This is a genomic window from Henriciella sp. (genome assembly GCF_029936995.1).
GTDB lineage: Bacteria > Pseudomonadota > Alphaproteobacteria > Caulobacterales > Hyphomonadaceae > Henriciella.
The window spans coordinates 471,446-498,038 of sequence record NZ_JAPYRE010000001.1 but is presented as its reverse complement, the minus strand read 5'-3'; the positions used below and the strand labels follow the sequence as shown (position 1 = coordinate 498,038).

General features: G+C 60.8%; 25 protein-coding genes and 1 tRNA gene. 16 read left to right on the top strand and 10 right to left on the bottom strand.

What is annotated here, in order from left to right; translation table 11 throughout:
* Nucleotides 1-22: 22 nt before the first annotated feature.
* Complete coding sequence (locus tag Q1K31_RS02440) at nt 23-1,459, bottom strand: hypothetical protein (protein ID WP_300376326.1); 1,437 nt, start codon at nt 1,457-1,459, stop codon at nt 23-25.
* A gap of 145 nt (nt 1,460-1,604) precedes the next feature.
* Here Q1K31_RS02440 and Q1K31_RS02435 point away from each other — a divergent pair, with 145 nt between their 5' ends.
* The 7 genes from Q1K31_RS02435 to Q1K31_RS02405 all read left to right on the top strand — a co-directional run bounded on the left by Q1K31_RS02435 (nt 1,605) and on the right by Q1K31_RS02405 (nt 10,137).
* Nucleotides 1,605-3,911, top strand: a complete 2,307-nt coding sequence (locus Q1K31_RS02435) for a S9 family peptidase (RefSeq protein WP_300376324.1) — start codon at nt 1,605-1,607, stop codon at nt 3,909-3,911.
* A 107-nt stretch (nt 3,912-4,018) separates the two neighbouring features.
* Nucleotides 4,019-5,389 (top strand): trehalose-6-phosphate synthase, encoded by a 1,371-nt coding sequence (locus Q1K31_RS02430; RefSeq protein WP_300376322.1) that lies wholly within the window; start codon nt 4,019-4,021, stop codon nt 5,387-5,389.
* Between the two features lie 2 nt (nt 5,390-5,391).
* Nucleotides 5,392-6,117 carry a trehalose-phosphatase gene (gene otsB / locus Q1K31_RS02425; RefSeq protein ID WP_300376320.1) on the top strand — a complete coding sequence of 242 codons (726 nt, stop codon included), beginning with the start codon at nt 5,392-5,394 and terminating at the stop codon, nt 6,115-6,117.
* On the top strand, nt 6,117-7,886 hold the full coding sequence (locus Q1K31_RS02420; RefSeq protein WP_300376318.1) for a glycoside hydrolase family 15 protein: 1,770 nt from the start codon (nt 6,117-6,119) through the stop codon (nt 7,884-7,886). The genes otsB and Q1K31_RS02420 overlap by 1 nt, the downstream gene beginning before the upstream one ends.
* Nucleotides 7,887-8,000: 114 nt before the next feature.
* Complete coding sequence (locus Q1K31_RS02415) at nt 8,001-8,423, top strand: DUF1330 domain-containing protein (protein WP_300376316.1); 423 nt, start codon at nt 8,001-8,003, stop codon at nt 8,421-8,423.
* The gene (locus Q1K31_RS02410) at nt 8,420-9,409 is read left to right on the top strand and encodes a glutathione S-transferase family protein (protein WP_300376314.1); all 990 of its coding nucleotides are present in this window, start codon (nt 8,420-8,422) and stop codon (nt 9,407-9,409) included. The genes Q1K31_RS02415 and Q1K31_RS02410 overlap by 4 nt, the downstream gene beginning before the upstream one ends.
* A gap of 14 nt (nt 9,410-9,423) precedes the next feature.
* Nucleotides 9,424-10,137 (top strand): HAD family acid phosphatase, encoded by a 714-nt coding sequence (locus Q1K31_RS02405; RefSeq protein WP_300376312.1) that lies wholly within the window; start codon nt 9,424-9,426, stop codon nt 10,135-10,137.
* A gap of 7 nt (nt 10,138-10,144) precedes the next feature.
* Here Q1K31_RS02405 and Q1K31_RS02400 read toward each other — a convergent pair whose 3' ends face one another.
* Nucleotides 10,145-10,612: a GAF domain-containing protein gene (locus Q1K31_RS02400; protein ID WP_300376310.1), complete on the bottom strand. Its 468-nt coding sequence runs from the start codon at nt 10,610-10,612 to the stop codon at nt 10,145-10,147.
* A gap of 150 nt (nt 10,613-10,762) precedes the next feature.
* Between Q1K31_RS02400 and Q1K31_RS02395 the strand changes: the two genes are divergently transcribed.
* From Q1K31_RS02395 to Q1K31_RS02370, 6 genes are read left to right on the top strand one after another with little or no spacing between them, the layout of a single operon-like run.
* Nucleotides 10,763-11,503: a hypothetical protein gene (locus Q1K31_RS02395; RefSeq protein ID WP_300376308.1), complete on the top strand. Its 741-nt coding sequence runs from the start codon at nt 10,763-10,765 to the stop codon at nt 11,501-11,503.
* Nucleotides 11,500-12,720, top strand: a complete 1,221-nt coding sequence (locus Q1K31_RS02390) for a DUF4350 domain-containing protein (RefSeq protein ID WP_300376306.1) — start codon at nt 11,500-11,502, stop codon at nt 12,718-12,720. Before Q1K31_RS02395 ends, Q1K31_RS02390 begins: the two co-directional genes overlap by 4 nt.
* Nucleotides 12,707-13,663 (top strand): MoxR family ATPase, encoded by a 957-nt coding sequence (locus Q1K31_RS02385; protein ID WP_300376304.1) that lies wholly within the window; start codon nt 12,707-12,709, stop codon nt 13,661-13,663. Before Q1K31_RS02390 ends, Q1K31_RS02385 begins: the two co-directional genes overlap by 14 nt.
* Complete coding sequence (locus Q1K31_RS02380; protein WP_300376302.1) at nt 13,660-14,973, top strand: DUF58 domain-containing protein; 1,314 nt, start codon at nt 13,660-13,662, stop codon at nt 14,971-14,973. The genes Q1K31_RS02385 and Q1K31_RS02380 overlap by 4 nt, the downstream gene beginning before the upstream one ends.
* Complete coding sequence (locus tag Q1K31_RS02375) at nt 14,970-15,983, top strand: stage II sporulation protein M (RefSeq protein ID WP_300376300.1); 1,014 nt, start codon at nt 14,970-14,972, stop codon at nt 15,981-15,983. Before Q1K31_RS02380 ends, Q1K31_RS02375 begins: the two co-directional genes overlap by 4 nt.
* Entirely contained in the window at nt 15,983-16,933 is a 951-nt protein-coding gene (locus tag Q1K31_RS02370) for an RDD family protein (RefSeq protein WP_300376299.1), read from the top strand. Before Q1K31_RS02375 ends, Q1K31_RS02370 begins: the two co-directional genes overlap by 1 nt.
* A gap of 119 nt (nt 16,934-17,052) precedes the next feature.
* On the opposite strand, the gene Q1K31_RS02365 is transcribed toward Q1K31_RS02370, so the two are convergent.
* Nucleotides 17,053-17,129, bottom strand: a tRNA-Ile gene (locus Q1K31_RS02365).
* Nucleotides 17,130-17,222: 93 nt separating this feature from the next.
* On the opposite strand from Q1K31_RS02365, the gene Q1K31_RS02360 reads away from it, so the two are divergent.
* Nucleotides 17,223-17,981 carry an SIMPL domain-containing protein gene (locus Q1K31_RS02360; protein WP_300376297.1) on the top strand — a complete coding sequence of 253 codons (759 nt, stop codon included), beginning with the start codon at nt 17,223-17,225 and terminating at the stop codon, nt 17,979-17,981.
* Nucleotides 17,982-18,059: 78 nt separating this feature from the next.
* Here Q1K31_RS02360 and panD read toward each other — a convergent pair whose 3' ends face one another.
* Together panD and Q1K31_RS02350 are read right to left on the bottom strand one after the other, a co-directional pair.
* Complete coding sequence (gene panD / locus Q1K31_RS02355; RefSeq protein WP_300376295.1) at nt 18,060-18,425, bottom strand: aspartate 1-decarboxylase; 366 nt, start codon at nt 18,423-18,425, stop codon at nt 18,060-18,062.
* Between the two features lie 188 nt (nt 18,426-18,613).
* Complete coding sequence (locus Q1K31_RS02350) at nt 18,614-19,621, bottom strand: NAD(P)-dependent alcohol dehydrogenase (protein ID WP_300376293.1); 1,008 nt, start codon at nt 19,619-19,621, stop codon at nt 18,614-18,616.
* 211 nt (nt 19,622-19,832) lie between these two features.
* On the opposite strand from Q1K31_RS02350, the gene Q1K31_RS02345 reads away from it, so the two are divergent.
* On the top strand, nt 19,833-20,396 hold the full coding sequence (locus Q1K31_RS02345) for a GIY-YIG nuclease family protein (protein WP_300376291.1): 564 nt from the start codon (nt 19,833-19,835) through the stop codon (nt 20,394-20,396).
* A gap of 20 nt (nt 20,397-20,416) precedes the next feature.
* On the opposite strand, the gene Q1K31_RS02340 is transcribed toward Q1K31_RS02345, so the two are convergent.
* The 3 genes from Q1K31_RS02340 to Q1K31_RS02330 all read right to left on the bottom strand — a co-directional run bounded on the left by Q1K31_RS02340 (nt 20,417) and on the right by Q1K31_RS02330 (nt 21,912).
* Entirely contained in the window at nt 20,417-20,803 is a 387-nt protein-coding gene (locus tag Q1K31_RS02340; protein WP_300376289.1) for a VOC family protein, read from the bottom strand.
* Between the two features lie 193 nt (nt 20,804-20,996).
* Nucleotides 20,997-21,416 carry a secondary thiamine-phosphate synthase enzyme YjbQ gene (locus tag Q1K31_RS02335; protein WP_367187512.1) on the bottom strand — a complete coding sequence of 140 codons (420 nt, stop codon included), beginning with the start codon at nt 21,414-21,416 and terminating at the stop codon, nt 20,997-20,999.
* 76 nt (nt 21,417-21,492) lie between these two features.
* Complete coding sequence (locus Q1K31_RS02330; RefSeq protein ID WP_300376286.1) at nt 21,493-21,912, bottom strand: VOC family protein; 420 nt, start codon at nt 21,910-21,912, stop codon at nt 21,493-21,495.
* 78 nt (nt 21,913-21,990) lie between these two features.
* Between Q1K31_RS02330 and Q1K31_RS02325 the strand changes: the two genes are divergently transcribed.
* Nucleotides 21,991-22,638, top strand: coding sequence for a metalloregulator ArsR/SmtB family transcription factor (locus tag Q1K31_RS02325; protein WP_300376284.1), 648 nt, complete (start codon nt 21,991-21,993; stop codon nt 22,636-22,638).
* Between the two features lie 31 nt (nt 22,639-22,669).
* On the opposite strand, the gene rpoD is transcribed toward Q1K31_RS02325, so the two are convergent.
* Together rpoD and dnaG are read right to left on the bottom strand one after the other, a co-directional pair.
* Complete coding sequence (rpoD, locus tag Q1K31_RS02320) at nt 22,670-24,634, bottom strand: RNA polymerase sigma factor RpoD (protein ID WP_300376282.1); 1,965 nt, start codon at nt 24,632-24,634, stop codon at nt 22,670-22,672.
* A 61-nt stretch (nt 24,635-24,695) separates the two neighbouring features.
* Nucleotides 24,696-26,534: a DNA primase gene (dnaG, locus tag Q1K31_RS02315; protein ID WP_300376281.1), complete on the bottom strand. Its 1,839-nt coding sequence runs from the start codon at nt 26,532-26,534 to the stop codon at nt 24,696-24,698.
* Nucleotides 26,535-26,593: the final 59 nt, after the last annotated feature.

The following is a 26,593-nucleotide window of genomic DNA, read 5'->3' as shown; positions in this document are numbered from 1 at the left end:
CCAGTCATCAGCCTCTAGTTCATTACCGCCTGACCCGTGAAACAGGGCTCTGGAAGCGGGCCTCGAGACCGTCAACCGCCATGAACGCGCCGCTCACATCGAGTTCGCCGGTCTCGCCCGATCCATCAATCGCGATCAGGCTAAGCGTCGCGTCGAGCGACCCTGAAACCGTCCCCTCACCGCTTTCATCAATCGTGACGCCACCATCGCTGAAGCCGGTGACGACAAAGTCCTGCCCGTTTTGGCGAACCATGCCCATCGGCTGGAATTTTCCGGCATAATCTTCAAGTCCGGCTTCATCCATCTGCGACAAGCTCTCACGACTTTTCACACCGGCGACGCCATAGCTGCCGGCAGCCGGCACCCCGTTAACCGGGCGCATGAGCAGCAGGACAGAGCCCTCAGCCGTGCCTTCACCGGGGTGGAGTGCGATACCGAAATCACCGTTCGGCATTTCGCGCCAGGCGGCGCGACCGGTTTCAGATGACAGGCCCTCCCCGATGGACAGGTTGAGGCTGCCGCCTTCGGGGATACGGTCTCCATCTCTCAGCATCTCTGTCACGAATAGAGCACCTAGCATCGTATCAGCCTGGTCTCCCGGAAGGACCGGAATGGCAGACAGGGCCTCCGGCATGAAGGTTTCTGTGTCTTCAAGTCTCGAGACCTGCGAGCCTCCTGACATTCCGCCAGGCCCTTCGCCCTCCTGGGCAAGCACGGCCCCGAAAGACTGCATATCCCCGCGCACCCTTTCCTGAATGGCTTCGTCCAGAAGCTCATAGCCGGAGGGCGTGAAGTAAGCCGGATCATACCTGTTCGGGATGGTCTGAAGGGGCGAATAGGGCAGGCCCTTCGCGAACCAGAAATCACGCGTGTCGTCCACGCTTTCTGTGTTGCGCACCTCTCCATCACTGCCATAGCGTGTGAGAGTGTAGCTCACACTCAGCTGTCGATGGTCGGTCTCACGGCCTGCGATCAGCTTGTCATCGCTACCATCGCTAAAGGCAATTTCCAGATCCTCCACGGCCCAGCTTGGAGCAGAATCATCGGCCTCGTCGTTGTAGGCTTCACCATCGGCATAGCGTTGTCCGGCCTTGAAGGCAGGTGCACCCTCATCGACCAGCACGCCACCGGCAATGGGTTCAGGTGAAACGATACGCCCGTCCGTGGCCGGACCGGCAAGGAACATCGCACTGCTCGACAGCTCGAAATCCTCCGGGTCGCCTTCAAGAAGCGGCGTCGGTGCATCTGCGGCATGGATATGCGCGATGGACAACCCTTCGCCGTTCTGCCGGACGGTAATGACGGCTGCCTCTCCATCCATCCTGGGATACGGTGCGGTATACTGATAACCATACGATGCCGAGGAAGAAGCTTGATTTTCCTCCTGAGCGAAGGCCTCACCTACAAGGGCTGTGGCTAATACCAGCAGGCTGCATCCGGTTATGGCGCGATTGGACATGGAAAAGTCCCCCTTTTTGCGTCACGAAGGAGCCTAACATTGCAAATGACGATTGAAACCGCCGCCCCCGGATGGGGGGTAAAGCGTGATGTTACATACAGCCGGAGGGGCTGACAGGCGCGCGCCAGGCGCTAGTTTCCCGCTCATGAACTCCCTGACGACCGGCCTAGCTGCCACCGCCTTCGCTGCTCTCTGCGCCTTCTCGAGCGCGAGTGCCCAACCGAAAAAGGACACCATGGCTTCGAAAGAGCTCACCATAGAGCGCCTCTACGCCTCGCCTTCACTCAACGGGCCCTCGCCCACAGGGGTGAAATATTCGCCCGATGGCCAGCGCGTCACCTTCCTGAAGGCCCGCGAAGCCGATTCCAGCCGCTATGACCTGTGGCAGTTCGATGTGGAAACAGGCGAACAATCCATGCTGGTCGACTCCACCCTGCTGGAACCGGAAGAGGTTGAGCTTTCCGAAGAGGAAAAGGCGCTACGGGAACGGAAGCGCATCGCGGGCCGGAAGGGCATCGTATCCTATGACTGGGGCACGAATGATACCATCCTCGTACCGATCGGCGGGGACCTGCATCTCGTCACACTAGGAGAGGACGGGCCGCAAGCCCGCCAGCTGACCGAAACGGAAGCCTTTGAGTACGATGCGCGTGTCTCACCGGACGGCCGCCAGGTCAGCTTCGTGCGCGACGGCGCGGTGTATGCCATTGAGCTGGAGACGGGTACAGAGACCCAGCTGACCCCCGACGCCGAGCCGGAAAAGGCCATTTCCTATGGCGTTGCGGAGTTTGTCGCGCAAGAAGAGATGAGCCGCTACACCGGCTACTGGTGGAGCCCGGATGCACGCTACATCGCCTACGCAAAGGTCGACGAAAGCACGGTCGATGTGATCCCGCGCTTCGATATCAAGGCCGAAGAAACCACTGTCGTAGAGCAGCGCTATCCGCGGGCGGGACGCCCGAACGCCGTGGTGGACCTGTTCGTGCACGACATGGAGACCGGTAAAACGCATGAGCTGGACTGGCGAAATGACGACTGGGGGCCGGCCACGGACCAGTACCTCGCGCGAGTGAACTGGGCTGGCGATGCCCTGATCGTGCAGTCGGTCGACCGCGACCAGACCATCATCCGGACAACCCAGCACTGGCCGGAGACCCTCTGGGGGGTTGAACCCCTCGCGACGGAAAAACAGGACCGTTGGGTGAATTTGAGCAAGGACTTCACGCCCCTGTCCAGTGAGACCGGCACACTGCACGATCAGGGTGAGATTGCCTATCTCACGACAAGCGAGGAAAGCGGCTACCGCCATATCATCAAACATGGGCGCGACGACGAAACTGTCGCACTGACTTCCGGCCAGTGGGCTGTCTCCGCCATCGCTGGTAGTGACCCTGAAGGTGGAACGGTGTTCTTCACCGGGTTCAAGGACACGCCGCTAGAGAAACATCTCTATTCCGTCCCGGCAGAGGGCGGCGATATCACCCGCATCACCGAACCCGGCAAATCCTGGTCGATCACGATGAGCCCGGACGGCAAGTCCTTTGTCGGCACGTCCTCCTCGCCGAGCCACCCGCCGCAGACGGGGCTCTACACAGCAGAGGGTGAGCTGATCGCCTGGATCGAGGAAAACGCACTCGATGAGAGCCACCCCTACGCGCCCTATCTCGACGCTCACGCCGTGCCGGAGTTTGGCACGCTAAAGGCCGAGGACGGGCAGGATCTCTACTACTCCATCCTGAAACCGGCTGACTTCGATCCGACGAAACAGTATCCGGTCATCATCGAGGTCTATGGCGGCCCGCATGTCCAGACCGTCGACCGGGACTGGGAGAGCCTGTCGGACCAGTACCTCACCCGGCAGGGCTATATCGTCTTCCGGCTGGACAATCGCGGCATGGCGAACCGGGGCAAACAGTTCGAGGACGTCATCTATCGCCGCACGGGCGGGCCGGAAGTGCGCGACCAGCTTGTCGGCGTGGACTGGCTGAAGTCCCGCGATTTCGTAGACCCGGACCGGATTGCGATACAGGGCTGGTCCTATGGCGGCTACATGACGCTGATGACCATTCTCCAGTCACCCGAGAACACGTTTGCAGCGGCCGCCGCCGGGGCACCTGTCACGGACTGGAAGCTCTATGACACCTTCTACACAGAACGCTACATGGACACGCCGCAGGACAATGCTGAGGGGTATGAGCAGTCTTCGGTCTTCGCGCATGCCGAAAACCTGACCACGCCACTGCTGCTGATGCATGGGATGGCAGATGACAATGTCACTTTCGACAACACGACCCGGCTGATGGCGGAATGGCAGGAAATGGGCAAACAGTTCGAGCTGATGACCTATCCCGGCCAGCGCCACGGCATTCAGGGCGAAGCACTGAAGACCCACCTGATGAAGACACGCATGAACTTCCTCAACCGCCACCTGAAGCCGCAAGGCAGCGACTGACACGTTTTTGGGCGGGGCGCGATTTTCTCATGCCAGAAGCCCAGTTCCGGCTTGAACCCGTTGGCGCCTGACGCATTCTGACCTGTAGGCAGAAACGTCAGGATGTCATGGGCAGACTTATCGCGATTTCGAACCGGACCGCCGCCGACGCCAGTGCGCGTGCAGGCGGACTTGCTGTGGCCGTCTGGGAAAGCCTGACCTCGACGGGTGGCATCTGGTTCGGCTGGTCCGGCAACATCGTGTCAGGCGAGCCCGGCGAGCCGGACGTCTTCACCGACGAGAATGTCGAGTTTGTCACCACGGACTTTACTGAGGCCGAGCATGACGGCTTCTACCTGCAATATGCCAACCGGGTGATCTGGCCGGTCTTTCACTACCGGGTCGATCTCGCGCATTTCGGCCATGCGGACTTTGCCACCTATGCGGCCGTCAATGAGCGTATCGCCGGACTGGTCTCGCCGCGCCTTGAAAAAGGCGACAGCGTCTGGGTGCATGACTATCACTTCCTGCTAATGGGTGACTATCTGCGCCGCGGCGGCTGGGACGGGCCGATCGGCTTTTTCCTGCATATCCCCTTCCCTTCACCGGAAGTCTTCCACGCCCTGCCCGAGCACGAAACAATTGCCCGGGCCATGTGCGAATACTCCGTGCTGGGCTTCCAGTCACAGACAGACCGCTCAAACTTCGTCCGCTATCTCGTTGAGAATTATGAGGCCGTTGATGAAGGTGACGGCTGGATCAGTGTCTTCGGGCGCAAGATCAGAGCGAATGCCTATCCCATCGGAATTGATGCAAACGGTTTCGCCAAGGCCGCGGTAAGCGAGCGCGCAACGACCGCCGCAGCCAGGATCGGGCGCTTCCTGGGTGGACGTAATCTGGTGCTCGGCGTGGACCGGATGGATTATTCCAAGGGCCTGCCACAACGGTTCGAAGCGGTTGGCAAACTGTTCGACCACTTCCCGGCAACACGCGGCAAGGTCTCGGTCACCCAGATCGCGCCGCCTTCACGCTCCAAGGTCGAGGAATACCGCGACCTGCGCACCCAGCTCGACGAACTGGCTGGCCGCATCAATGGCGATTATGGCGACCTCGACTGGATCCCGCTGCGCTATCTCGCCCGCTCCTATGACCGCAAGGAACTGGCGGGGCTGTACCGGATCGCACGGGCCTGCCTCGTGACCCCTTTGCGCGACGGGATGAACCTCGTCGCCAAGGAGTTCGTCATGGCGCAGGACCCGGAAGATCCCGGCGTGTTGATCCTGTCGGAATTTGCCGGCGCAGCCGAGCAGCTGTCGGATGCCCTGATCGTCAATCCACATGATGCCTACAAGGTTGCCCAGACAATCTACCGCGCGCTGGAAATGCCGCGGGAGGAACGCAAGGCCCGCTGGGAGAAATTACGCGACATTGTCGTCGATCAGGACATATCATGGTGGCGGTTGAAATTCCTGGAAGACCTATCCGCTGACCTGACCTGATCATGATCGCAAAGACAGACCTGCCCCATCTGGACAGTCGCCACGCCCTGTTCCTCGACTTCGACGGAACCCTGGCCGCCATCCAGGACGATCCCGACACTGTGACACTGCCGCAGGCCACAGGCGAAGCACTGGCAAGGCTCGAGTCGCTTATCGGTGATGCTATCGCGATCATCAGCGGGCGCGATATCCGTGACCTTTCCACGCGCGTGCCGCTTTCCTACTGGCGCGCAGGGGGACACGGGCTGGAGATATGCGCTCCGGGTGAAGCCGCCCCGCAGGAACGGGCCAGTGCGCCCCGCAGCCTCAGCAATGCCATAGACATGATCACGCGCGGGCTTGCAGGCGTACGGGTGGAAGACAAGGGCCCTGTTCTGGCCGTGCACTACAGGCAGGCGCCTGCTCTCGGCGAGATGCTGCTTGCGCGCATCAGGGATACGCTTCACGACATACCGGATTACAAGGCACAGGCCGGCAAGATGGTGATCGAGGCCAAACCCGCTCACGCCCATAAGGGCCGGGCGCTGGAACGCATGATGACCCATGCGCCCTTCCGGGACCGTATCCCGGTCATGGTCGGCGATGATACAACCGACGAGGACGCCTTCCATGTCGCCAACCGGCTCGGCGGATTTTCCATCAAGGTCGGTCCTGGCGAGACAGCCGCACGCTACCGGCTTGATGAAACAGTTGATGTGACGAACTGGCTGAACGAACAGGGACAGTAATGAACAACCTCGAACTCGGCATTATCGGCAATGGCACCGTGGCAGGCCTTATCGACGAGACAGCAACATGCGTCTGGCTCTGCCTGCCACGCATTGATGGCGAGCCGGTCTTCAACAGCCTGCTTGGCGGGCGCGGCCAGTTCTCCGTCAGCCTTCAGGGCCAGGTGAAGAGCACCCAGTCCTACCAGCAGAACACCGCCATTCTCGAAACCGTGCTGGAAGCAGACGATGGCTCGGCCATACGGGTCACCGATTACTGCCCCCGCTTCATGGACCGGGGGCGCATGTTCCGTCCGACATCCATGGTCCGCCGGATTACGCCCCTCAAAGGCATGCCGCGCATTCGTGTCGAACTGTTCGCCCAGAGCCAGCGTGGCGAATACAACATGGTCACAAGGCGCGGCGTGAACCATATCAGCTTCCTTGATGAAACAGCTGGTTTCCGTGTCACAACCGATGCACCGGTTTCCTATGTCATGGACGGGCGGGATTTCGTGCTCGACCGGGAGGTGAGTTTCCTGCTCGGCCCCGATGAGAGCCTGTCGGACCGGGTCGGCGTCATCTCGCTGGAATGGCTGGAACGCACGGCCGATCACTGGATGTCCTGGTCACGCCGTCTGGCAACGCCGCCAGACTGGCAGGAGGCCGTCATTCGGGCTGCCATCACACTGAAGCTGTGTGTCTACGAGGAAACCGGCGGCATCGTCGCGGCGCTGACGACGAGTATCCCCGAACATGCAGGTTCGGAACGCAACTGGGACTATCGTTATTGCTGGCTGCGGGATGCCTATTTCACGGTCACCGCGCTCAACCGCCTTTCGGCCATGGGGACGCTGGAACACTATCTCGCTTACCTCAGAAACACGGTCGCCCATACGCGCGGGGGCCATATCCAGCCAGTTTACGGCATTGCGCTTGAAAATGACCTGACCGAGAAGATCGCTGGTGCCCTGCCCGGCTACCGCGACCACAAGCCGGTACGCTTCGGCAATCAGGCAGCCGAGCACATCCAGCATGACGTCTACGGCCATGTTATACTGGGGGCGAGCCAGGCCTTCTTCGACGACCGGCTGTTCGCCAAGGCCGGGCCACTGGAATTCGCGCATTTCGAGGGCGTCGGTGAACGCGCCTATGCCGTCTGGAATACGCCGGATGCCGGCATCTGGGAGTTCCGGGGCTTTGCCCATGTCCACACATCTTCGGCCATCATGTGCTGGGCTGCCTGTGACCGGCTGGCGCGTATCGCTGCCTGTCTCGGCATGGAAGAACGCACGCAATACTGGACCGAGAAGGCCAATGAAATCCGCGAGGGCGTGCTGGAGAAGGCGTGGAACGAGAAACGCCAGGCCTTTACCGGCGCGTTCGGCGAGGACGCGCTTGATGCCTCTGTCCTGCTGATGGCAGAAATCGGCTTCATCGATGCGAAGGATGAGCGCTTCATCAAGACGGTCGAGCGCGTCGATGAGGAATTGCGCGACGGCTATCACGTTTACCGCTACCGCGTGGAAGACGATTTCGGCCTACCGCAGACGGCGTTTACCGCCTGCACCTTCTGGCACATTGATGCCCTAGCCCGGATCGGGCGCATCGACGAAGCCCGCGCAATGTTCGAGGATGTGCTGGCCCACCGCACGCGCCTCGGCCTGCTGTCGGAGGACATCGACACGGCCAGCGGAGAGCTTTGGGGCAACTTCCCGCAGACCTATTCCATGGTCGGCATAATCAATGCCGCCAACCGGCTCAGCCGTAACTGGGACGAAGTAGTCTGAAGTCATTGCACCGGATCTTCGCCGTGCTTTTTCATGCCGCGACGTCACGCTGACGTGAACTTGTCTGCGTCTGATCCAGCAGGCAGGATTACCTAAAAAGTTCAGGAGGAAAACATGCCAGCGCTACAGCCCGATACTGACCAGATGCGCCGCTTTGCCAAGGACGAGCATGAGGGGCCTGTGATCATGGTCAACCTGCTGAAATTCCACGAGAAAGCCCAGTACAAGGAAAGTGATCCGGAAAAGGGCGATAACATCTCCGGCGAAGAAGCCTATAACCGCTATGCCAAGGGCCTGGAGGCGCTTTCCGATGATCCCTCCATCGGACTGAAGACCCTCTATGCCGGCAGTGTGCATGGTTTCCTGATCGGCGGCAACGAGGACTGGGACCGCGTGCTCGTGGTTCACTACCCGTCCCGGCATCACATGCTCACCATGATGCGTGATCCGCGTTACCAGGAGGCCCACCGTCATCGTGAGGCGGGCCTCAAGCACCAGGACCTGATAGAGACCCACCAGATGGGAGAACCGTCATGAGCGATACGCCTTACACGATCTATGGCGGGCTCGGCTCGCCCTATTCCATGAAAACCCGCGCGGCGATGCGTGCCAAGGACCTTCCCCACCGCTGGACACCGATGACCGCGGATATCCGCAAGGACATCCTCTCGAAGGTGAAGGCGCCGGTCATCCCCGTGATCCAGACACCTGACGGCAGCTGGACAAACGATTCCACGCCCTTCCTGCTATCGATCGAAGACCAGGGCCGCGGTCTCCTGCCAGATGACCCTGTCCAGCGCTTTGCCTGCCTTCTGCTTGAGGACATGGCCGACGAGTGGACCATGAAAGCGATGTTCCACTATCGCTGGCATTATACCGAAGATGCTGAGTGGTGCGCCAACTGGCTGATCTATGACAGCCTGCCCAATGCCGGGCGCGAAACCGTCGAGACAGCGGCGGCCGACATCCGCGAGCGGCAGATATCCCGCATGGCGCTGGTCGGCTGCACGCCAGAGACCAAGCCGGTCATCGAAGCGTCCTTCGCCCGTGTCACCGCTCTCCTGGAAAAAATGGCGCTTGGCCCCACCCTCTTCCTGTTCGGCAACAAGCCGTCCCTCGCCGACATGGCCTTCTACGGCCAGATCAAGGTGATGAGCTACGACCCGACGCCGATGGCCTTCCTGCGCGCCGAGCGGCCCTATTTCTATCGCTGGCTGGATCTCGCAGATGATGCGTCAGGTGTCAGCGGCGACTGGGCAAAGGGGCTGTCTGAAGTCGTCCAGGCCCTGCTTGCTGTCGCGGGCGATACATACCTGCCTTTCCTGAAGGCCAATGCCGATGCACTGGAAGCAGGCGCTGAGACTTTCAGCCTGCAACTGGAAGGCCGGACTTACAGCCAGGGCGTTTTCAAGTATCAGAAACGCTGTCTCGATACACTTCGCGCAGCGTGGCGCGACCTGCCAGAGACTGCGCGCAAAACGCTTGCCGTACATATCGGGCCGAACGCGCCCATCCTCGACTGATACAGGCACCCACCATGATTCACCGTTTACAGTTCGCTTCGCTACTGGCTGCTACGGCCCTTGCCGCATGTGCGACGCCGCCGCCTGTCCAACCAGCAGACCTTAGCCCCGGCGTAGCATGGGTGGCCGATAATGCCGGCTGGGCCGAAGAGGCGCAGGATGTCTACGGCGAAGCCACAGCCCATGTCGAAGAGGTTGCCGCAACACGCGCGCCTGGCACATGGGCGGTCGCGCTCGATATCGACGAAACCGTGCTTAACAACATTGAGTACCAGATACGGATCGAGCGGGCGGGCGAAACCTATTCAGAGGAGAGCTGGCAGGCCTGGACACAGGAAAAGGCGGCAACGCTCGTGCCGGGAGCAAAACCGTTTATCGAGCGGGTCAATGCGCTGGGAGGTCATGTCGCGCTCGTCACCAACCGGGCCGACACGACGCAACTCTGGACAGAGGAAAACCTTGCTGCCGTCGGACTGGAGCGTCCTGAAGACTTCCGTATCCTGATGACGAAAGCGACACCTGAAGGTGTCTCGAACAAGACGCCGCGCTATGACATCATCCCGGCCATGCTGGCTGCGCAGGGCTATCCCGGTGTGGACGTCGTGGCCTATGTCGGGGACAATACAGGCGACAAGCCGGACACGTCCGGTGACTGGGCGTTTTTCTGCATCGACCAGGGTGGCATGTATGGTGAGCCATGTGCCGCAGTGGCAGGACCGGGCCGCTAGGCGGACGTCAGGCTGTCAGCAGGGTCTTGCAGATCGCCTCGAGCCCCTCACGGTCCACGTCGTCAAACGCACCATACTCCGTCGAATCCACGTCAAGCACAGCCGCCAGTTTTCCCTGGTCATCAAAGACAGGCACCACGATTTCGGAGTTTGACCGCGAGTCGCAGGCAATGTGGCCGGGGAAGGCGTGAACGTCCTCGACCAGTTGCGTCTTTCCCTCGGCCGCGCAGGCCCCGCAGACGCCCTTGCCGAACGGGATGCGCAGACAGCCAAGCGTGCCCTGATACGGGCCGACGACCAGCTCGTCAGGTTTGTCGGGGTCGACAACATAGAAACCTGTCCAGAAGAAACGGGGCCGGAAGGCTTCCGCCAGCAGGCAGGCGGCCGAGGCATAACGCGCCGGGACATAGCTCTCCCCGGCGACGATGCTTTCGATCTCGGCTTTCAGGTCACGATAGGTGGCGGCGCGGTCCATTTCAGTATCCTTGCTCGGCATCCGCGCCATATCGGTTATTGCCGCCAACATCTCAAGAGCCCCATGGACGCCACGCTGCAGCTCTGAAATAGTCAAGGTTGAAGGGTGAAGTGGCGTTTATCCAAGCGCCACAGGAGAGGAGGCTGCCGCGTGAGAGATGCTGTCCGGACGATCGTCATCGCCTGGGCCATGCTCTTCGGGCTATGCGGGACAGCCCCGGCGCTTGCGCAGACAAGCGATGCCGGCGACGAACCTGAGAGCGACCGGATCGAGCGCATCGTTGCAGAGCATGCAGGCAATGACCGGCTACAGACCGAACGCCCGCAATTCAGGCCGGAACCGGAAGATTTCGATACACCGCGTAATCCGTTCATCGAAGCGGTCGGCGACTTCTTTGCCTGGCTGTTCAGGTCATTCGGCTGGGTTTTCCAGGCGATCCTGATTTCGGCTGTGATTTGCGCCATCGTCTATGCGCTCTGGTATATGTTCGGGGACATGGTTGGCCTGCAAAGACAGCGAAAAGACAAGGCCGACGAGGCAGACATCTCCGATATCCGTGACCAGCGTCCGGACGAGGCACAGGCCAGCGCGCTTCTGGAAGAAGCTGACAGGCTGGCGGCGAGCGGCCGGTTTGCCGAAGCGGTCCACCTGCTTCTATTCCGCTCAATCGAGGATGTCCGCCAGACCCGTACTGGCGGGCTGCCGCAATCGCTGACGGCGCGTGAAATACAGTCGTTGTCAGACCTGACAGACCGCACCCGCGAAGCGCTGGCCCCGATTATCCGTATCGTCGAGAACAGCTTCTTTGGCGGACGTCCCGTCGACCGTGACGGCTGGCAGCATGCACGCCGCTCCTATGAGAGCTTTGCCTTCGGAGCCGGCACATCATGAGCCCGGCAAGCGAGCGCCTGCCCGGCACCAGAAGCCCTTTTGCGCCAAGCGTCGTGATCGCGCTGATCATGGTCGGACTGGTGTCATTTGGCGCTGTGCTTTCCCTCATGGCCTGGGCCCCGGAACTTGCAAGCCGTGACCGGCCCGGCCCTACCCCCTATTCGCGGTCTGCGACAGGGTATGCCGGGCTCATCAAGATTCTCGAGACTGAAGGCTACACCCCGGCCGTCTCGCGGCGCAGCGAGTCGCTCAACACATCGAATGGCCGGCTGATGGTGCTGACCCTGCCGCTTTACGGGCGCTCCTTTGACATGGAGGAACTGGCCGAACCAGCGCTGATTGTCCTTCCGAAATGGTCATTCACAGCCAATCCCACACGCCAGGCTTTCGAACTGGATACGCGGTTGGCCAGGACAGGCCCTGTCGACGCCATGCTGGGCCTCGTGGCTGAAGACGCCAGCATCGAGCGCGCCAGCTCGCCCAGTCGTATCGAGACCCCGTCCGCCAGCTATCAGCCCGTTTTCGAACCAGAGATACAGCTCATCAGGTCAGATACTCTCCAGGAAGTCGTCGGCCTGCCGGAAGGTCAGCTTCTGTCGCGCCTGCCCGACCGGGAAATCTATGTCCTGTCAGACCCTGATGTTCTCAACAATTTCGGCCTCGCGCAGGTGGAGAATGCCCGCATCGGTCTCGACATCGTTGAGCGTGTGACCCGGGCGCAGCGCCAGCCGATAGCCTTCGATGCGACACTGCACGGCTTCGAGCATTCCAACAGCCTGCTCAGGATGCTGCTCGACATTCCCTTTCTCGGGGCGACACTCGTCGCGCTGGCAACCATGGGCCTGATTGGCTGGGCTGCCGCCATCCGCTTTGGAAGCCCTGAACGCGAAGCCCCGCCATTCGCGCCGGGCAAGCAGGCCCTGGCTGATAATTCCGCCGGTCTGATCGCCATGACACGGCGCGAGGGCCGCATGGCACCAGGTTATCTCGCCCTCAGCCGCCGCGCGCTGGCGCGTGAGCTTGGCTTGCCGAAAACACTGAGCGAGACCGAGCTTGCGGCCCTGCTCGACCGGATGGGCAACCATGCGGGACAGGAAAAGAGCTGGAACGAATTGAGTGGCAGGCTTTCCGGTCCTGCCGCCTCGCGTGATGAACTGAGACACAAGGCCCGCGCCCTCTGGCGCTGGCGCAGGGAGATGACACATGGAAACGACTGAGATTCAGGGCCTGGCCAATGCGATCCGTGGCGAAGTGGCAAAAGCCGTGGTCGGCCAGGCCGAAACGGTCGACCTGATGCTGACGGCTCTCTTTTCTTCCGGACACATCCTGCTGGAAGGCCCGCCCGGAACGGCCAAGACGCTGCTGACCCAGTGTTTCGCTGCGGCCATCGACCTCGATTTCGGGCGCATCCAGTTCACACCAGACCTGATGCCCGGCGATGTCATCGGCACCAATCTCTTCAACTTCCAGACCAACGAGTTCTCGCTGACCAAGGGCCCGATCTTTACCGACATCCTGCTCGCCGACGAGATCAACCGCACCCCGCCCAAGACGCAGGCCGCACTGCTCGAGGCCATGCAGGAGCGCAAGGTCACCATCGATGGCAAGCCGCACAGCCTGAATGACCGCTTTACCGTCATCGCCACGCAGAACCCGATCGAACAACAGGGCACCTACCCCCTGCCCGAGGCGCAGCTCGACCGGTTCCTGTTCAAGCATGTCCTCGATTATCCAACGCGTGAGGAAGAAGTCGCCATTGTTTCGGGCCACGGCAACCGCACCGGCATGAAGACCGCGGCGGCCTTCGGTGTCGAAGCAGCTGTCAGCACAAGCCAGCTCAACACGGCCATCGAGGCGGTTGCGGCCATCCGGATCAATGAAGATGTCGTTGGCTATATTGTCGACATCATACGTGCCACGCGCGAGACCCCGGCGCTGGAAACTGGCGCCAGCCCGCGTGCGGCTGCTGCCATAGCCGCCGCTGCCCGCGCAAGGGCCGCACTGGACGGACGTGACTATGTCATCCCCGATGACGTGAAAACACTTGCACCGCCCGCCCTGCGCCACCGTGTAATCCTGTCGCCCGCCGCAGAGATCGAGGGCCGCACCACGGACGAAACCCTCGCCACCCTGATCGACCAGACCTCCGCTCCGCGATGATCGCACCCACGCTCCGCTCTATCTGGCTTATGCTTGCCGGTGTGCCGGTGATGCTGGCCATTGCCGTGTTTGCCCCCGGGCTCTGGGTGATGTCGGCAGGATGGATCATGGGCGTTCTGGCGCTGATGTTTGCAGACCTTGTGCTCGCCGGACGTGCGCCAGCTGCCCAAGCCAGCGTCGATGCACCGGCCCTTCTCTACATGTCGGGTGAAGAGAGCGCCGATGTGATCTTCACCTTCCTTAAGGGTCCGCTGCCCGGCCATGTGGAGGTACAGCTTGAAACCAGTCCGCTGATTGCCTCACCACCAAGAAAAATCCTGAGAGGCTGGCAGGACCGGGCGCATACGAGCAGTTTCAAACTGCAACCGATCCGGCGCGGCACAGGCAGGCTCGAGAGGATCTGGGCGCGCTGGACAGGCCCGCTCGGCCTTGTGGCCATCCGCAGGATTTTTGTTCTCGAGACGGACCTACCGATCACGCCCAACACACGCTGGGTGAAAGAAGAAGCGGTGCGGCTTTACCAGCGCGATGCAGACTTCGGCATCAAGATGCAGATCGAACGTGGCGACGGCTCTGAATTCGACGCCCTGCGGGAGTTCGCCTCCGGGATGGACCGGCGTGCGATCGACTGGAAACACTCCGCCCGCCACAGGATGCTGCTGGCCAAGGAGTTCCGCACGGAGCGCAACCACAATATCGTCTTTGCCTTTGATACCGGACGCCTGATGAGCGAACCGCTGGGCGGCGTGCCGAAGCTCGACAGGGCCATCAATGCTGCCCTGCTGCTGGCTTATGTTTCCCTGCGTTCCGGCGACAGGACGGCGATTTTCGGATTCGACTCGCGTCCCGGTGTGGCAAGCAATGTGGTGACCGGCGCGGCGGCCTTCCCGCATATCCAGCGCCTTGCCGCGCGGCTCGACTACTCGACCGAAGACGCCAACTATACGCTCGCCCTGACAGACCTCGCCCAGCGTCTCGAGCGGCGTTCGCTGATCATCCTGTTTACCGATTTCGTCGACACCACATCCGCAGAGCTGATGCTGGAAAATGTCGCCCGCCTGCGGGAGAAGCATCTCGTCCTGTTCGCAACCTTCGAGGATGAGGCGCTGGCGCGCATGGTCGAGGCCGAGCCACGGCGCGCCGAAGATGTTTCCCGCGCCGTCATCGCCGACACGCTGCTCCAGGAACGCGAAGTCGTCTTCCGCAAGCTACAACGCATGGGCGTGCAGGTGATCGAGACACGTCCGGAGCGGTTCGGCGCTGAGCTTGTCTCACGCTATCTCGAGATCAAGCGGAGGGAGCTCCTGTGAACGACCGGGTGATGAAATCCTACCGCTTCCGCGAGGAACGCCAGGAAGACTGGAGCCGTCTCGACGAAATCGTCACACGGGCGGAAAAACGCGGCATGAAGGCGCTTTCCGATGAAGAGATGACGGCGCTGCCCCGGCTCTACCGGCAGGCCGTCTCGTCGCTTTCGGTCGCGCGCTCCATCTCGCTCGACCAGAACGTGCTGGCCTATCTCGAAACACTGTGCGCACGGGCCTATTTCTTCGTCTACGGCACCCGCGCCAGCATGGGCCGGCGCATCGCGCAATATTTCCGCCGGGACTGGCCGGACGCGGTGTCCGGCGCACTTGGCTCAACGCTTCTTGCAGCGGCCTGCCTGTTCGGAGGCGCCCTGCTTGCCTTCTTTCTCTGCCTGCAGGACATGGAATGGTACTGGACCTTCCATCAGGGCTGGGACTCTCGAAATCCGAACGCCAGTTATGACAGCCTGCGCGCAACGCTCTACACCGAAGAGACAAATATCGCGGATATGCTGGCCGCCTTCTCGGCGCAGTTGTTCTCGCACAATAGCGGCATCGCCATTTTCGCTTTTGCTTTGGGTTTCGCTTTCGGTATCCCGACAGCAATCCTGCTTATTTACAATGGCGTCTATATTGGCAGCTTCTTTGCTGTCTTCTGGCAGAAGGGGCTGGCCGCCGAACTGACAGGCTGGCTCTTTATCCACGGCGTGACAGAACTTTTCGCCATTATCCTTGCCGGTGCAGGCGGTTTCATGATCGGCAGCGCGGTCGCCTTTCCCGGCACGAAAAGCCGGATGCAGTCCATGCGGGATGCGGGCCATTCGGCGGCGCTTCTTATCATTGGAACCGTACTGATGCTGTTTACAGCTGCGCTTCTGGAAGGCTTCGGCCGCCAGATGATCAATTCGGATATGGCGCGCTACGCGATTGCCGCGGCCAGTCTCGTCTTCTGGCTGGTCTATTTCTACTGGCCACGTGGCGGGCAGGATGAATGGACTGGCGAGGATAGCTGATGGCCCGTGACCGCCGCTCTCCTGCGTCCGGCGACAGCCGCCGGGAAGCCCTGCGCCGGCGTGAATTGCGCCTGAAGGAGCAGGCCCGCCAGGCCAAACGTATCCGTCCGCTTGTCACGCCTGAGGGCGCAGCCCTGAATCTCAAGATCGCAACGGCCTCTGAACGCGCGGGCGCCTTCCTGCTTGATTTCGCCATCCTGCTCATAACGATGCTCGCCTGCCTTTTCACGGTATCCTCGATGTTCTCCTCCATGGGATATCAAGGCTGGCAGATGGCCGTTTCCATAAGCACGGTCCTCATATTCCTGCTCAGAAATTTCTATTTTGTCGCCTTCGAGATCGGACGGAAGGCGGCCACGCCTGGCAAGCGTGCGCTTGGCCTGCGTGTGGCTGCACGCAATGGAGGCCGCCTGACTGCAAATGCGGTGCTGGCCCGCAACTTCATGCGGGAGCTGGAAGTGTTCCTGCCGCTGAGCCTGCTCTTCATGACCGCTGAGGACGAAGTCAGTGCCTGGATACGTATCCTTGCGCTTCTCTGGAGCGCTGTCTTCGTGCTGTTTCCCCTCTTCAACCGGGACAAGCTGCGCGTAGGCGACCTGATCGCGGGGACGATCGTCATTCATGCGCCGCGCACCCGGCTGAAGCAGGACATCACGTCTGCCGCGCCCCTTCCCTCGGCCAATGGCTATGCGTTCACCGAGGCTGAACTCGACACCTATGGCATCCATGAGCTGCACGTCCTGGAGGATGTGCTGCGTCAGTCTACAGCCGAGATCAAGACACGTGTGGCCGAGCGCATCCGCGAAAAGATCGGGCGGGAGAAAGGCACTGACGAAAGCGACCTTGCCTTCCTCGAAGCCTATTACGCCGCCCTGCGCGCCCGGCTCGAACAGCGCATGCTGTTCGGCGAACGCAAGACCGACAAGTTCGATACGGGCGGAAAGGGATAGTGCTACGGAACTCGCTTGATCAGAGACCGGGACCAAAAACAAAGTCCCTGCAGGGGCATTCATTCCATAAAGTCAGTCTGCCGGAGTGATTTTTGACGCGCCGTGCTACCCGGGATGAATGGTGGGCCCGGAGGGACTTGAACCCCCGACCAGACCGTTATGAGCGGTCCGCTCTAACCAACTGAGCTACAGGCCCTGAATTCGTGCAGACATCATGTCGTCGTCACGATGGTGCCGCAATGGCCGAATTAGATCGCAACTGCAAGTCCCAATGAAAGAGGAAAGCCTTATGAATCCCACCTTTTCCCGCCCGGCCCTGGCAATCGCCGCCGCGACGGCCCTTGTGACGGCCCCTGCAAGTTTCGCGCATGAGGAAGCTGCTTCAGCCTCTCATCCGAACTCGATCCAGCCGGAAACAACGCTTTCAGTCTCGGCAAGCGGTGAAGTCTCCCGCGCCCCCGACATGGTCACGATTACTGCAGGCGTGCAGACCGACTCGCCGACGGCATCGGAAGCCATGTCGCAGAATGCCACCCGTATGGAAGGCGTTTATGCCGCCCTCGCAGAGGCAGGGGTTGAGGAGCGGAACATGCAGACCTCCAGCCTCTCCCTGCAACCGCGCTACGACTATTCCGGCCGCGAGGATGGCAGTCCACCTAAAGTCGTCGGCTATACCGCTAGCAACCAGCTCACCGTAACGGTCAATGATCTGGAAAACCTCGGGCAGACCATGGATGCCGTTGTCGCGCAGGGAGGCAATACGATTTCCGGCATCAACTTCGAGCTCGAGGACCCGTCTGAGGCACGCGATGAAGCCCGCCGCAAGGCCGTCGAGAAGGCAATGGCCCGCGCAGAGCTTTATGCAGAAGCCACCGGCTATTCAGTGGCCCGCATCGTTACGATCAATGAAACGTCTTCAAGCCAGCCCCCCCGCCCGATGGCGATGATGGCGATGCGCGCAGAAAGTGGCCAGGCAGATACGAAAGTCTCCGGCGGAGAGGTCGGCTATTCGGTGAATGTCGACATCACCTTCGAGCTGCACAAATAATCAGACGCCAGACATGACAAAGCCGGCGGGCCCATTAGCCTGCCGGCTTCTTTTCTGGGAACTTTTCTGGCCTGAAGCCTAGTAAGCCGCGCTCGGGGCTTTCATCTCGTTGTGATCGTCCAGCAGCACGACTGTCGGGGCGTGCTGACGTGCCTTGTCGGCTTCGACCGAGGCAAAAGCGGCGATAATCACCTTGTCACCGACGGAGAAGTGCCGGGCAGCGGCACCGTTCACGCCGATGGCCTTCGAACCGCGGGGCGCCTCGATCGCATAGGTCTGGATGCGGGCACCATTGGTCACGTTCCAGATATCGACCCGCTCATTCGGCAGGATACCGGAGGCGTCGAGCAGCTCCTGGTCGATGGAGACCGACCCTTCATAATGGAGGTCACACTGCGTGACCGATCCGGAATGAAGTTTTGCTTTCAGCATATTGAGCAGCATGAATGACTCTCCAGTCAGCTATACAAGACCAATGCGTCAGTGAGATATGGGTTCGCCCTCACCCGAGAAAAAGGGTTGTGACGCACTGCAGCATATGCGTCATAAAGCACATTCAGGCCAGCGGGTGAACCCGTCATTTGCGTCATCTTTGGAATGACGGGCCACCCCGCATGACCGAATGACAGCGTTTACCACTCCGCAACGATCTTGCCGAAATGCGTGCCACTCTGCTCATGTGCGAATGCCTCGCCCAGCGTGTCGAGTGTGAAACTGCGGTCGAGAACCGGCCGGATACCGCCATGCTCCAGTCCGCGCACAAAGTCTTCTTGGTCTGCGCGGGACCCCACGATGAGGCCCTGAAGCTTCGCCTGTTTCTGCATGAGGAGTGCGGTTGGCACCTCCCCACTGACGCCGGTGAGAACACCGATCAGGGCGATATGTCCGCCGATGCGCACAGCCCGGAAGGATTGGCCAACCGTGCCCGGGCCACCGACTTCTATGATGTGGTCTGCACCGCGCCCGCCGGTCAGTTTGGTGACAGTGCTGCCCCAGTTTTCATCTTCCTTGTAGTTGATCACATGATCAGCCCCGAGATCGCGCACACGGTCCAGTTTCTTGCTGGAAGAGGATGTCGCGATCACTTCAGCGCCCATCATCTTCGCGATCTGTATGGCATAGATCGAGACCCCGCCCGTGCCGAGCGTAAGCACGGTGTCGCCGGCTTTCAGTCCGCCATCGACCACAAGCGCACGCCAGGCCGTCAGGCCGGCCGTGGTAATCGTCGCGGCTTCAGCATGGCTCCAGCCGGACGGGGCTTTCGTAAAGCTCGTCGCCTTCGCCACAACGGCCTCACGTGCATAGCCGTCGATTCCGTCTCCCGGCGTGCCGGAAAAATCCGAGACGCGTGGAGGGCCTGACAGCCATTGGGGGAAGAAGGTCGAAACCACATGATCGCCTTCAGCAAAATCGCTGACATCGTCGCCAACTGCCTCGACGACACCTGCCCCGTCGGACATCGGGATGCGCCCGTCTTCCGGCTTGCTCTGGCCAGACGTCACGATCAGGTCATGGAAATTGAGGGATGTTGCGTGAAGGCGCACGCGGATTTCGCCGGCGCCCGGCTTTCCCGGCTCATCCATTTCCGTCAGGTTCAACTGGTCGAAACCGCCCGGTGCCTTGATTTTCACGGCTTTCATGAAAGTGCTCCCTGCTTGCATCTCCAGCCGAGATGGGCCGTGACAGGTCCAGCACAAGCGTCCGGGTTAGAGTTTTCTTTTACTGCAGCCTCGCGTGGCGGAACGGCCAGCCCGCCGCCAGCCGGAAAAAATCCTGAAATCAACGCATCCTTAAAAATTTGCCATCCATTCTGGTGACAGCGATTCGCGGGGATGGTCCCGGAGGTTGGCGGTGAACACGGCAGACATTGGCAAGGCGCTCAGAAAAGCCCGCAAGAGCTGGTCGCCCGAGCTTTCTCATGCAGATGGCTTCTACGGCATTTACCTGAAGCCCTACCGCTGGCTGCCCCGGGTCAGCCTGCCGCAGGAGGGTCTCCTCTTTGTGGGTAACACGCACAGCGGAAATACACTGCGGGAACATTTCGCGCCGTCCGCCGGCGACAGCATGGCCTCCTGCCTGCGCCAGTCCCTGGGCGCACTCCTGGCTGACCAGCTTGAGCTGACAGCCGAGGCGGGCACGAAGCTGCCACGACTGTTCCGGCCCCGCGCGCCATACCGTTTTGATCTTGAAAGTGAACGCCGCCTTGATGCGTGGATGAAGGAGAATCTGGATTGCGCCTTCATTCCTTTCCGGGGCGATGCGTGTGCGGTCAGCTGGATCCTGATTTCCGATCTCGAACCTGCTCTCAACCTGAGCGGCTGGCGTAACCCGCAGGCCGCACATATCCGCCGTCTCCAGCGCAGGTGCTCAGGCAAGCCCAGCGTTTTCGACCTGGCAAGATCTGAAGCCGCCTGAGCCCGCGCTTCTCGCTCCAGTCAGATCCGCCAGGGTGGGAAACGGCGTTTGCGGCCAGCCTGGTAAAGACACAGCCGGTTGCCGGCCGGATCACGGAGACGAGCTTCGCGCCATTGCCATGACTGATCCCGGGGTGGACTTAAAGAGCTGATGCCCGCGGCCGTCAGCCGGGTGTGTTCCGCGTCAAGATCATCAACCTCGAAATAGACCAGCGGGTCATCGCTGCCCTGCCAGCCATCGACCTTGTGTAGCGAGAAGGTGGCTGGCTCTCCGCCATCGCTTACCGGACACTCAAACCGGGCATAGCGCGGCGGACTATCGACTATCTGTATGAGGCCGAGCGTCTTGTAGAACGCCACGCTCACCTCATATTCCACACACGGAACGGTAACCTGATTAAGCCGCATCTGCTTCTTTCACCTTCTTTCAGGGGACGCCTGTCATGGCCCATCATAAACGCAAAGGACCTAAATCCGGGCGTGCCGGCTGCCTTCTCTGCAAGCCTCATAAACGCCAGGGGGCCCCGCTTGGTACACGCGAGCGCTTTCGCCAGTACGCCAAGCGTCATGCCGGCGATGATGCCCTCCGCCTTGCCGGCCATCAGCCGAGCAGGTGAAGCACAACCTGCCTTGTGTGCGGCTGGTCTCGATGCTCGAACAGGTACAGTCCCTGCCACGTGCCGAGCACCATCTTACCGTCAGAGACGGGAATGCCGAGTGAAGTCTGCGTCAGCGCCGCTTTTATGTGGGCCGGCATGTCATCAGGCCCTTCGGTGTCATGGCGCACCCAGTGCATGGATGGGTCATCGGTGGGCGGGACAAGACGGCGGAAGAAGCTGTTCAGGTCCGTCTGCACATCCGGGTCGGCATTTTCCTGAATCAGCAATGAGCATGAGGTGTGCCGCACGAAGACCGTCAACAGACCTTCAGAAGCTCCCGCCTCGGAAACGAAGTTGTGGGCCTCCTGTGTGAAGTCATAGAGGCCGGGACCGGTGGTGGAGACTGTCAGTGTGTCGATCATGCGTGTCCATTGATAGACCGGCATGCGCATCGAGTCAGCCCAGCTCCGGCACGGGTCGCAGGTGGTAGCGGCTGTCTCAGTCATAATCGTTTTTCTCCGCCGGATTGTCGGAGAAGTACTCAACGAACTCGTATTCGATATTATTGCCGTCGATATAATAGACGTTCGCACGATGTGCGGTCGGGGCGCCGGGATTGGTGATCTCGAACCCGGCGCTTGCCATGCGCGCCTTGAGGGCACCCAGGCTGGACACTTCAAAGGCAAGGTGGGCAAGCCCCGGCGCGTGGCCTGTCAGGTCGCGCGGCGTGCCATCACCATTGTCTGACAGCGCGATATAGGTCTCGTCGTCACCGAAATGCAGCCACTCGCGCGGCTTGCCGGACCATGTCCCTTCACCGCCACCCCGGACGCGCCAGTGCGGGAAAGCGGCTTTCAGGAAATCGAGGGTTGGCGTCACATCCGTGACGATGAGATTTGCATGTTCGAGGCGCACCATTGTCCTTCTCCATTTATAAAAGTTTTTCCTTTTATAATTATACTTGTTTTTGAAAGCAATTCCTTTTACAAAAGAATCATGCCCACAACCTCTGCTCCGCCCGCCCTCACCGCGTCCCGCAATACCGTGCTCGACCTGATCAAGCGCGGCGGGCCGCAATCGGCCAAGTCGCTCGCTGAAAGCCTTGGGGTCACACCAATGGCGGTGCGCCTGCATCTTTATGAACTGGCCGAAGAAGGACTGGTGGAGGAGACAGCGAAACCGCAGGGCCGTGGCCGGCCGACCAAAATCTGGTCATTGACAGACGCCGCGGCGCGGGCCTTTCCCGACGCCCATCAGGGCCTCGCGCTGGAAATGATCGATTCGATCCGGGAAATGTTCGGGAATGAAGGGCTGGAAAAGGTCATCGACCGGCACAGCGAAAGCCAGCTCACCATTTACAAGGAGGCCATGTCAGGTCTCAAAGCCCCGGCCGCTCGGGTGAAACGCCTGGCAGAGCTGCGAAGTCGCGAAGGCTATATGGCGCATGCCGCCGAAGACGGCGCTGACTGGCTTCTCATCGAGAACCACTGCCCGATCTGCTCGGCCGCGAAAGCCTGCACGCAACTCTGTGCCAATGAACTGGACGTGTTTCAGGAAGCACTCGGAAGCAATCTCGCCGTCACGCGCGAGGAGCACCTCCTGGCCGGCGCACGGCGCTGTGTGTACCGGGTGCGCCTGAAATAAAAAGGCGGCCCGCAGACCGCCTTTTGTAGAATTACGTATCCAGGAAGCTCCGAAGCTTCCGCGATCGGCTCGGGTGCTTCAACTTGCGCAGCGCCTTCGCCTCGATCTGGCGGATACGTTCGCGCGTCACCGAGAATTGCTGGCCGACTTCCTCCAGCGTGTGGTCGGTGTTCATGCCGATGCCGAAGCGCATCCGCAGCACGCGTTCCTCACGCGGGGTGAGCGAGGCGAGCACACGGGTCGTCGTTTCGCGCAGGTTGGACTGGATGGCACTGTCTACCGGCAGGAGGGCAAGCTTGTCCTCGATGAAGTCACCGAGGTTTGAATCCTCGTCGTCGCCAATCGGCGTTTCGAGCGAGATCGGCTCCTTGGCGATCTTGAGCACCTTGCGGATCTTCTCCAGCGGCAGGCCGAGCTTCTCTGCCAGCTCTTCCGGTGTCGGCTCGCGGCCGATCTCATGCAGCATCTGGCGCTGGCTACGGACGATCTTGTTGATCGTCTCGATCATGTGCACCGGAATACGGATCGTGCGGGCCTGGTCGGCGATCGAGCGCGTTATGGCCTGGCGAATCCACCATGTCGCGTAGGTGGAGAACTTGTAGCCGCGGCGATACTCGAACTTGTCGACCGCCTTCATAAGGCCGATATTGCCTTCCTGGATGAGATCCAGGAATTGCAGGCCACGATTGGTGTACTTCTTGGCAATCGAGATCACCAGGCGAAGGTTGGCCTCGACCATTTCCTTCTTGGCAACACGTGCTTCACGCTCACCTTTCTGGACGCGCTGGACGATCAGGCGATAGTCGTCGATCGGCACGCCGATCTCCTGCGACACGGCCGAGATTTCCTCACGGATTTCATCGACCTGCTCGCCTTCGCGTTCAAAGAATTTCTCCCACTTCTTGGTGGACTTCGCTGTTTCCAGCGCGGTGTCCTTCCAGTTTGGGTTCAGCTCATTGCCGAAATAGAGCTGGAGGAACTCCTTGCGCGGCACGCCATGCGCATCGGCCAGCCGCATCAGCTTGCCCTCAAGGCCCATCAGCTTCTTGTTGATGGCGTAAAGCTGTTCGACCAGCGCCTCGATACGCGCATTGTTGATGTGCATCGTCTTGAGATTATCGACGATGGACTGGGCAAGCGTCTCATACTCTTCGTTCTGCTTGTCGGTCAGGGCCTTGCCTTCAAGGCGGCGCTCGACCAGTTTTTCCTGCAGTTTGCGATACTGGCCGAAGGCAACAGCCATTTCGTCCAGCTTGCCGAGGACACCGTCGCGCAGCTCGGCTTCCATGGCCGACATGGACATGGCCGCGCCTTCTTCCTCGTCCTCACGTTCTTCGCGGGCAAGACGCTCTTCGGTCGTCTCATTCTCGCGCTCGCGGGCTTCGGCTTCCTTTTCCTCGTCCGTCTTCTCGCGCGGCTCCGGCGTGGGGTTTTCCGCGCCATAGGTCGTCTCGAGATCGATCAGGTCGCGCAGCAGGATGCGCTCATTCATGAGCTCGTCGCGCCAGACCATCATGGCCTCGAAGGTCAGCGGGCTTTCGCAGAGCCCGCGGATCATCGCATCACGGCCAGCCTCGATACGCTTGGCAATCGCGATTTCGCCTTCACGAGAGAGCAGTTCCACCGCACCCATCTCGCGCAGGTACATACGCACCGGATCATCGGTCCGGTCGGCCCCGCGGGCATTGCCCTTCTTGGTGACAGCGCCACTGCCCGTCTTGGCCACGGCTGTGCCCTTGGGCGCATTGTCGACATCGTCCTCGTTCTCAACGACCTGGATGCCCATTTCAGAGAGCGCCGACATGGTGTCCTCGATCTGGTCCGAGGTCAGTTCATCAGACGGCAGGACGGCGTTGAGCTCGTCATGGGTGACGTAGCCCTTCGTCTTGGCCTGCTTGATGAATTTCTTGACCTTGGAGTCGTTCAGATCGAGTACCGGACGGTCTTCTGTTTCCAGTTCGCCATCCTCATGTTCACTCTTCTGAGCTTTCGCCATGTAGTTCTCCCGCCTGTCGCAGCCCGCTCTCTGCAACATCTCGATGTCAAATACCAGCCGGTCAATCCCGGTCGGCCTGTTCTGCTGCCTCGTTGAGACGCGCTGCGCGGGCCTTGCGTTCCGAAACCTCATGATGAAGCCGGCGCCAGCTTTCAGGTGAGTTTGCCACCTCTCCGCCTGCACCGGCCGGTCCATAAGGCCCGGACTCTTCTCTGGCCACATATTGCTCCAGGGCGATCAGCCATTCCCTCTCCTCTGGGCCATCTTGGGCGATATCAGGGATGTCGGGATAAGATTCGAGCAATTCAGCAGCGCGCATGTTACCTCGTTGTAGTAAATGGTCTCGTATAGCGCTGCGGTCAACACCCTTCTCTGCCTCTGGCCAGGAAATCATCACATCGCGGATCATTGCAACGTCACTATCGGGAAATGACGCCATGCTCAGTGTCTCGAAAGCAATGTCGATCAGGTGCGGGTTTTCCATGGCCCTGACAAGCAGGCCAAGCCCGCGCGTCTTGGCCGGGGTCCCCGTCTGCTGTGCGCCTCTTGGCGGCGGACTTCCCGGCTTCTGAGACTTCATGCCCGGAGCATTGCCGCGCCGCGCCTGCCGCTGCTGCCAGAGATGATCGCGCATGCGGGCCTTGAGATCGCGCTCATAGGCATTTTTTACCGCCGGATTCCTGATCTGCCCGGCAGCTGCTAAAAGACGCGATTCAAGCCCGGCCTGGCGCTCAGGTGTGTCGATCGCTTCGGCATCACGCTCGCGGCGCCACAACACCTCGACCAGTGGCAACGAGGCTTCGAGCGCATTGCGCATGGCTTCAGGTCCCGACTGGCGGATCAGGTCATCGGGGTCCATGCCCTCAGACAGCAGGCAGAAAAACAGGGATCGGCCCGGCTCCAGGTGCGGCAAGGCCCGTTCGATGGAACGATAGGCCGCCCGCAGACCGGCTGCGTCCCCATCGAAGCATAGCACCGGCTCAGGCCCGGCCCGCCACAGAAGGCCAAGCTGGTCCTCCGTCAGCGCGGTCCCCAGCGGCGCGACGGCATGGCCGAACCCGGCCTCGGCAAGCGCAATCGCATCCATATAGCCTTCGCAGACGATCAGGCCGCCTTCATCGGTGTTGCCGAACGCCTCACGTGCAGCCTTGTAGCGATAGAGCACCCGGCCCTTGTGGAAGAGTTCGGTGTCATTGGAATTGAGATATTTCGGCTTGGCATCGGGTTGCAGACCGCGTCCGCCGAAGGCGATCACCTGCCCGCGTATATCCGTGATCGGAAAGATGACACGGCCCCGGAAGCGATCATAGGGCTCCCCGCCGCCTTCTTTCTGGACGGCGAGACCGGCGTCGAGAATTTCCTGCATCCCGAAGCTTTCCGCCTTCAGGTGCTCGATCGTCTTGCGCCAGTCATCGGGGGCATAGCCCAGCCTGTGACGGGCCCACGCCCCGGCCCCGAGGCCCCGGCCTTCAAGGTATTCACGCGCTTCAGTGCCCTCCGCCGCGCGCAGCCTGTCCTCGAAAAAGGCGCAGGCCGCCTCGCAGCAGGCATAAAGCCGCTTGCGCCGGTCATAGGCCTCCTCGTCCTGCTCTGTCGGCTTGGGCAGCGACATGCCCGCCTCGTCGGCGAGCTTCTCGACCGCTTCCATGAAGGACAGCCGCTCGGTTTCCATGACGAAAGAGATGACATCCCCGCCAATGCCGGAGGAGAAGTCCTTGAAGATACGCTTCTGGTCATTGACGTAGAAGCTCGGGCTTTTCTCGTTGGTGAAGGGGGACAGCCCGACCCATTCCTTGCCCTGCTTTTTCAGCTTTACCTTGCGCCCGATCACATCCGAAGGCCGCAGGCGCGCCTTCAGTTCTTCGACAAAACCATCGGGGATACGGATGGAAGCAGACATCCTTGTTACCCTACCGCGAGAAGGACCATCGAGGAAGAAACGAATGCGAGTTGGCCTGA

Bases quoted from the DNA above. Each gene is read 5' to 3' on its own strand.
- Q1K31_RS02430 (WP_300376322.1), top strand. From the start codon at position 4,019: ATGGGCAGACTTATCGCGATTTCGAACCGGACCGCCGCCGACGCCAGT.
- Q1K31_RS02330 (WP_300376286.1), bottom strand. From the start codon at position 21,912: ATGGTGCGCCTCGAACATGCAAATCTCATCGTCACGGATGTGACGCCA.
- Q1K31_RS02405 (WP_300376312.1), top strand. From the start codon at position 9,424: ATGATTCACCGTTTACAGTTCGCTTCGCTACTGGCTGCTACGGCCCTT.
- Q1K31_RS02380 (WP_300376302.1), top strand. From the start codon at position 13,660: ATGATCGCACCCACGCTCCGCTCTATCTGGCTTATGCTTGCCGGTGTG.
- Q1K31_RS02410 (WP_300376314.1), top strand. From the start codon at position 8,420: ATGAGCGATACGCCTTACACGATCTATGGCGGGCTCGGCTCGCCCTAT.
- panD (WP_300376295.1), bottom strand. From the start codon at position 18,425: ATGCTGCTCAATATGCTGAAAGCAAAACTTCATTCCGGATCGGTCACG.
- Q1K31_RS02420 (WP_300376318.1), top strand. From the start codon at position 6,117: ATGAACAACCTCGAACTCGGCATTATCGGCAATGGCACCGTGGCAGGC.
- Q1K31_RS02370 (WP_300376299.1), top strand. From the start codon at position 15,983: ATGGCCCGTGACCGCCGCTCTCCTGCGTCCGGCGACAGCCGCCGGGAA.
- Q1K31_RS02350 (WP_300376293.1), bottom strand. From the start codon at position 19,621: ATGAAAGCCGTGAAAATCAAGGCACCGGGCGGTTTCGACCAGTTGAAC.
- Q1K31_RS02325 (WP_300376284.1), top strand. From the start codon at position 21,991: ATGCCCACAACCTCTGCTCCGCCCGCCCTCACCGCGTCCCGCAATACC.
- otsB (WP_300376320.1), top strand. From the start codon at position 5,392: ATGATCGCAAAGACAGACCTGCCCCATCTGGACAGTCGCCACGCCCTG.
- rpoD (WP_300376282.1), bottom strand. From the start codon at position 24,634: ATGGCGAAAGCTCAGAAGAGTGAACATGAGGATGGCGAACTGGAAACA.
- Q1K31_RS02400 (WP_300376310.1), bottom strand. From the start codon at position 10,612: ATGGACCGCGCCGCCACCTATCGTGACCTGAAAGCCGAGATCGAAAGC.
- Q1K31_RS02335 (WP_367187512.1), bottom strand. From the start codon at position 21,416: ATGATCGACACACTGACAGTCTCCACCACCGGTCCCGGCCTCTATGAC.
- Q1K31_RS02390 (WP_300376306.1), top strand. From the start codon at position 11,500: ATGAGCCCGGCAAGCGAGCGCCTGCCCGGCACCAGAAGCCCTTTTGCG.
- Q1K31_RS02360 (WP_300376297.1), top strand. From the start codon at position 17,223: ATGAATCCCACCTTTTCCCGCCCGGCCCTGGCAATCGCCGCCGCGACG.
- Q1K31_RS02415 (WP_300376316.1), top strand. From the start codon at position 8,001: ATGCCAGCGCTACAGCCCGATACTGACCAGATGCGCCGCTTTGCCAAG.
- dnaG (WP_300376281.1), bottom strand. From the start codon at position 26,534: ATGTCTGCTTCCATCCGTATCCCCGATGGTTTTGTCGAAGAACTGAAG.
- Q1K31_RS02340 (WP_300376289.1), bottom strand. From the start codon at position 20,803: ATGCGGCTTAATCAGGTTACCGTTCCGTGTGTGGAATATGAGGTGAGC.
- Q1K31_RS02440 (WP_300376326.1), bottom strand. From the start codon at position 1,459: ATGTCCAATCGCGCCATAACCGGATGCAGCCTGCTGGTATTAGCCACA.
- Q1K31_RS02385 (WP_300376304.1), top strand. From the start codon at position 12,707: ATGGAAACGACTGAGATTCAGGGCCTGGCCAATGCGATCCGTGGCGAA.
- Q1K31_RS02435 (WP_300376324.1), top strand. From the start codon at position 1,605: ATGAACTCCCTGACGACCGGCCTAGCTGCCACCGCCTTCGCTGCTCTC.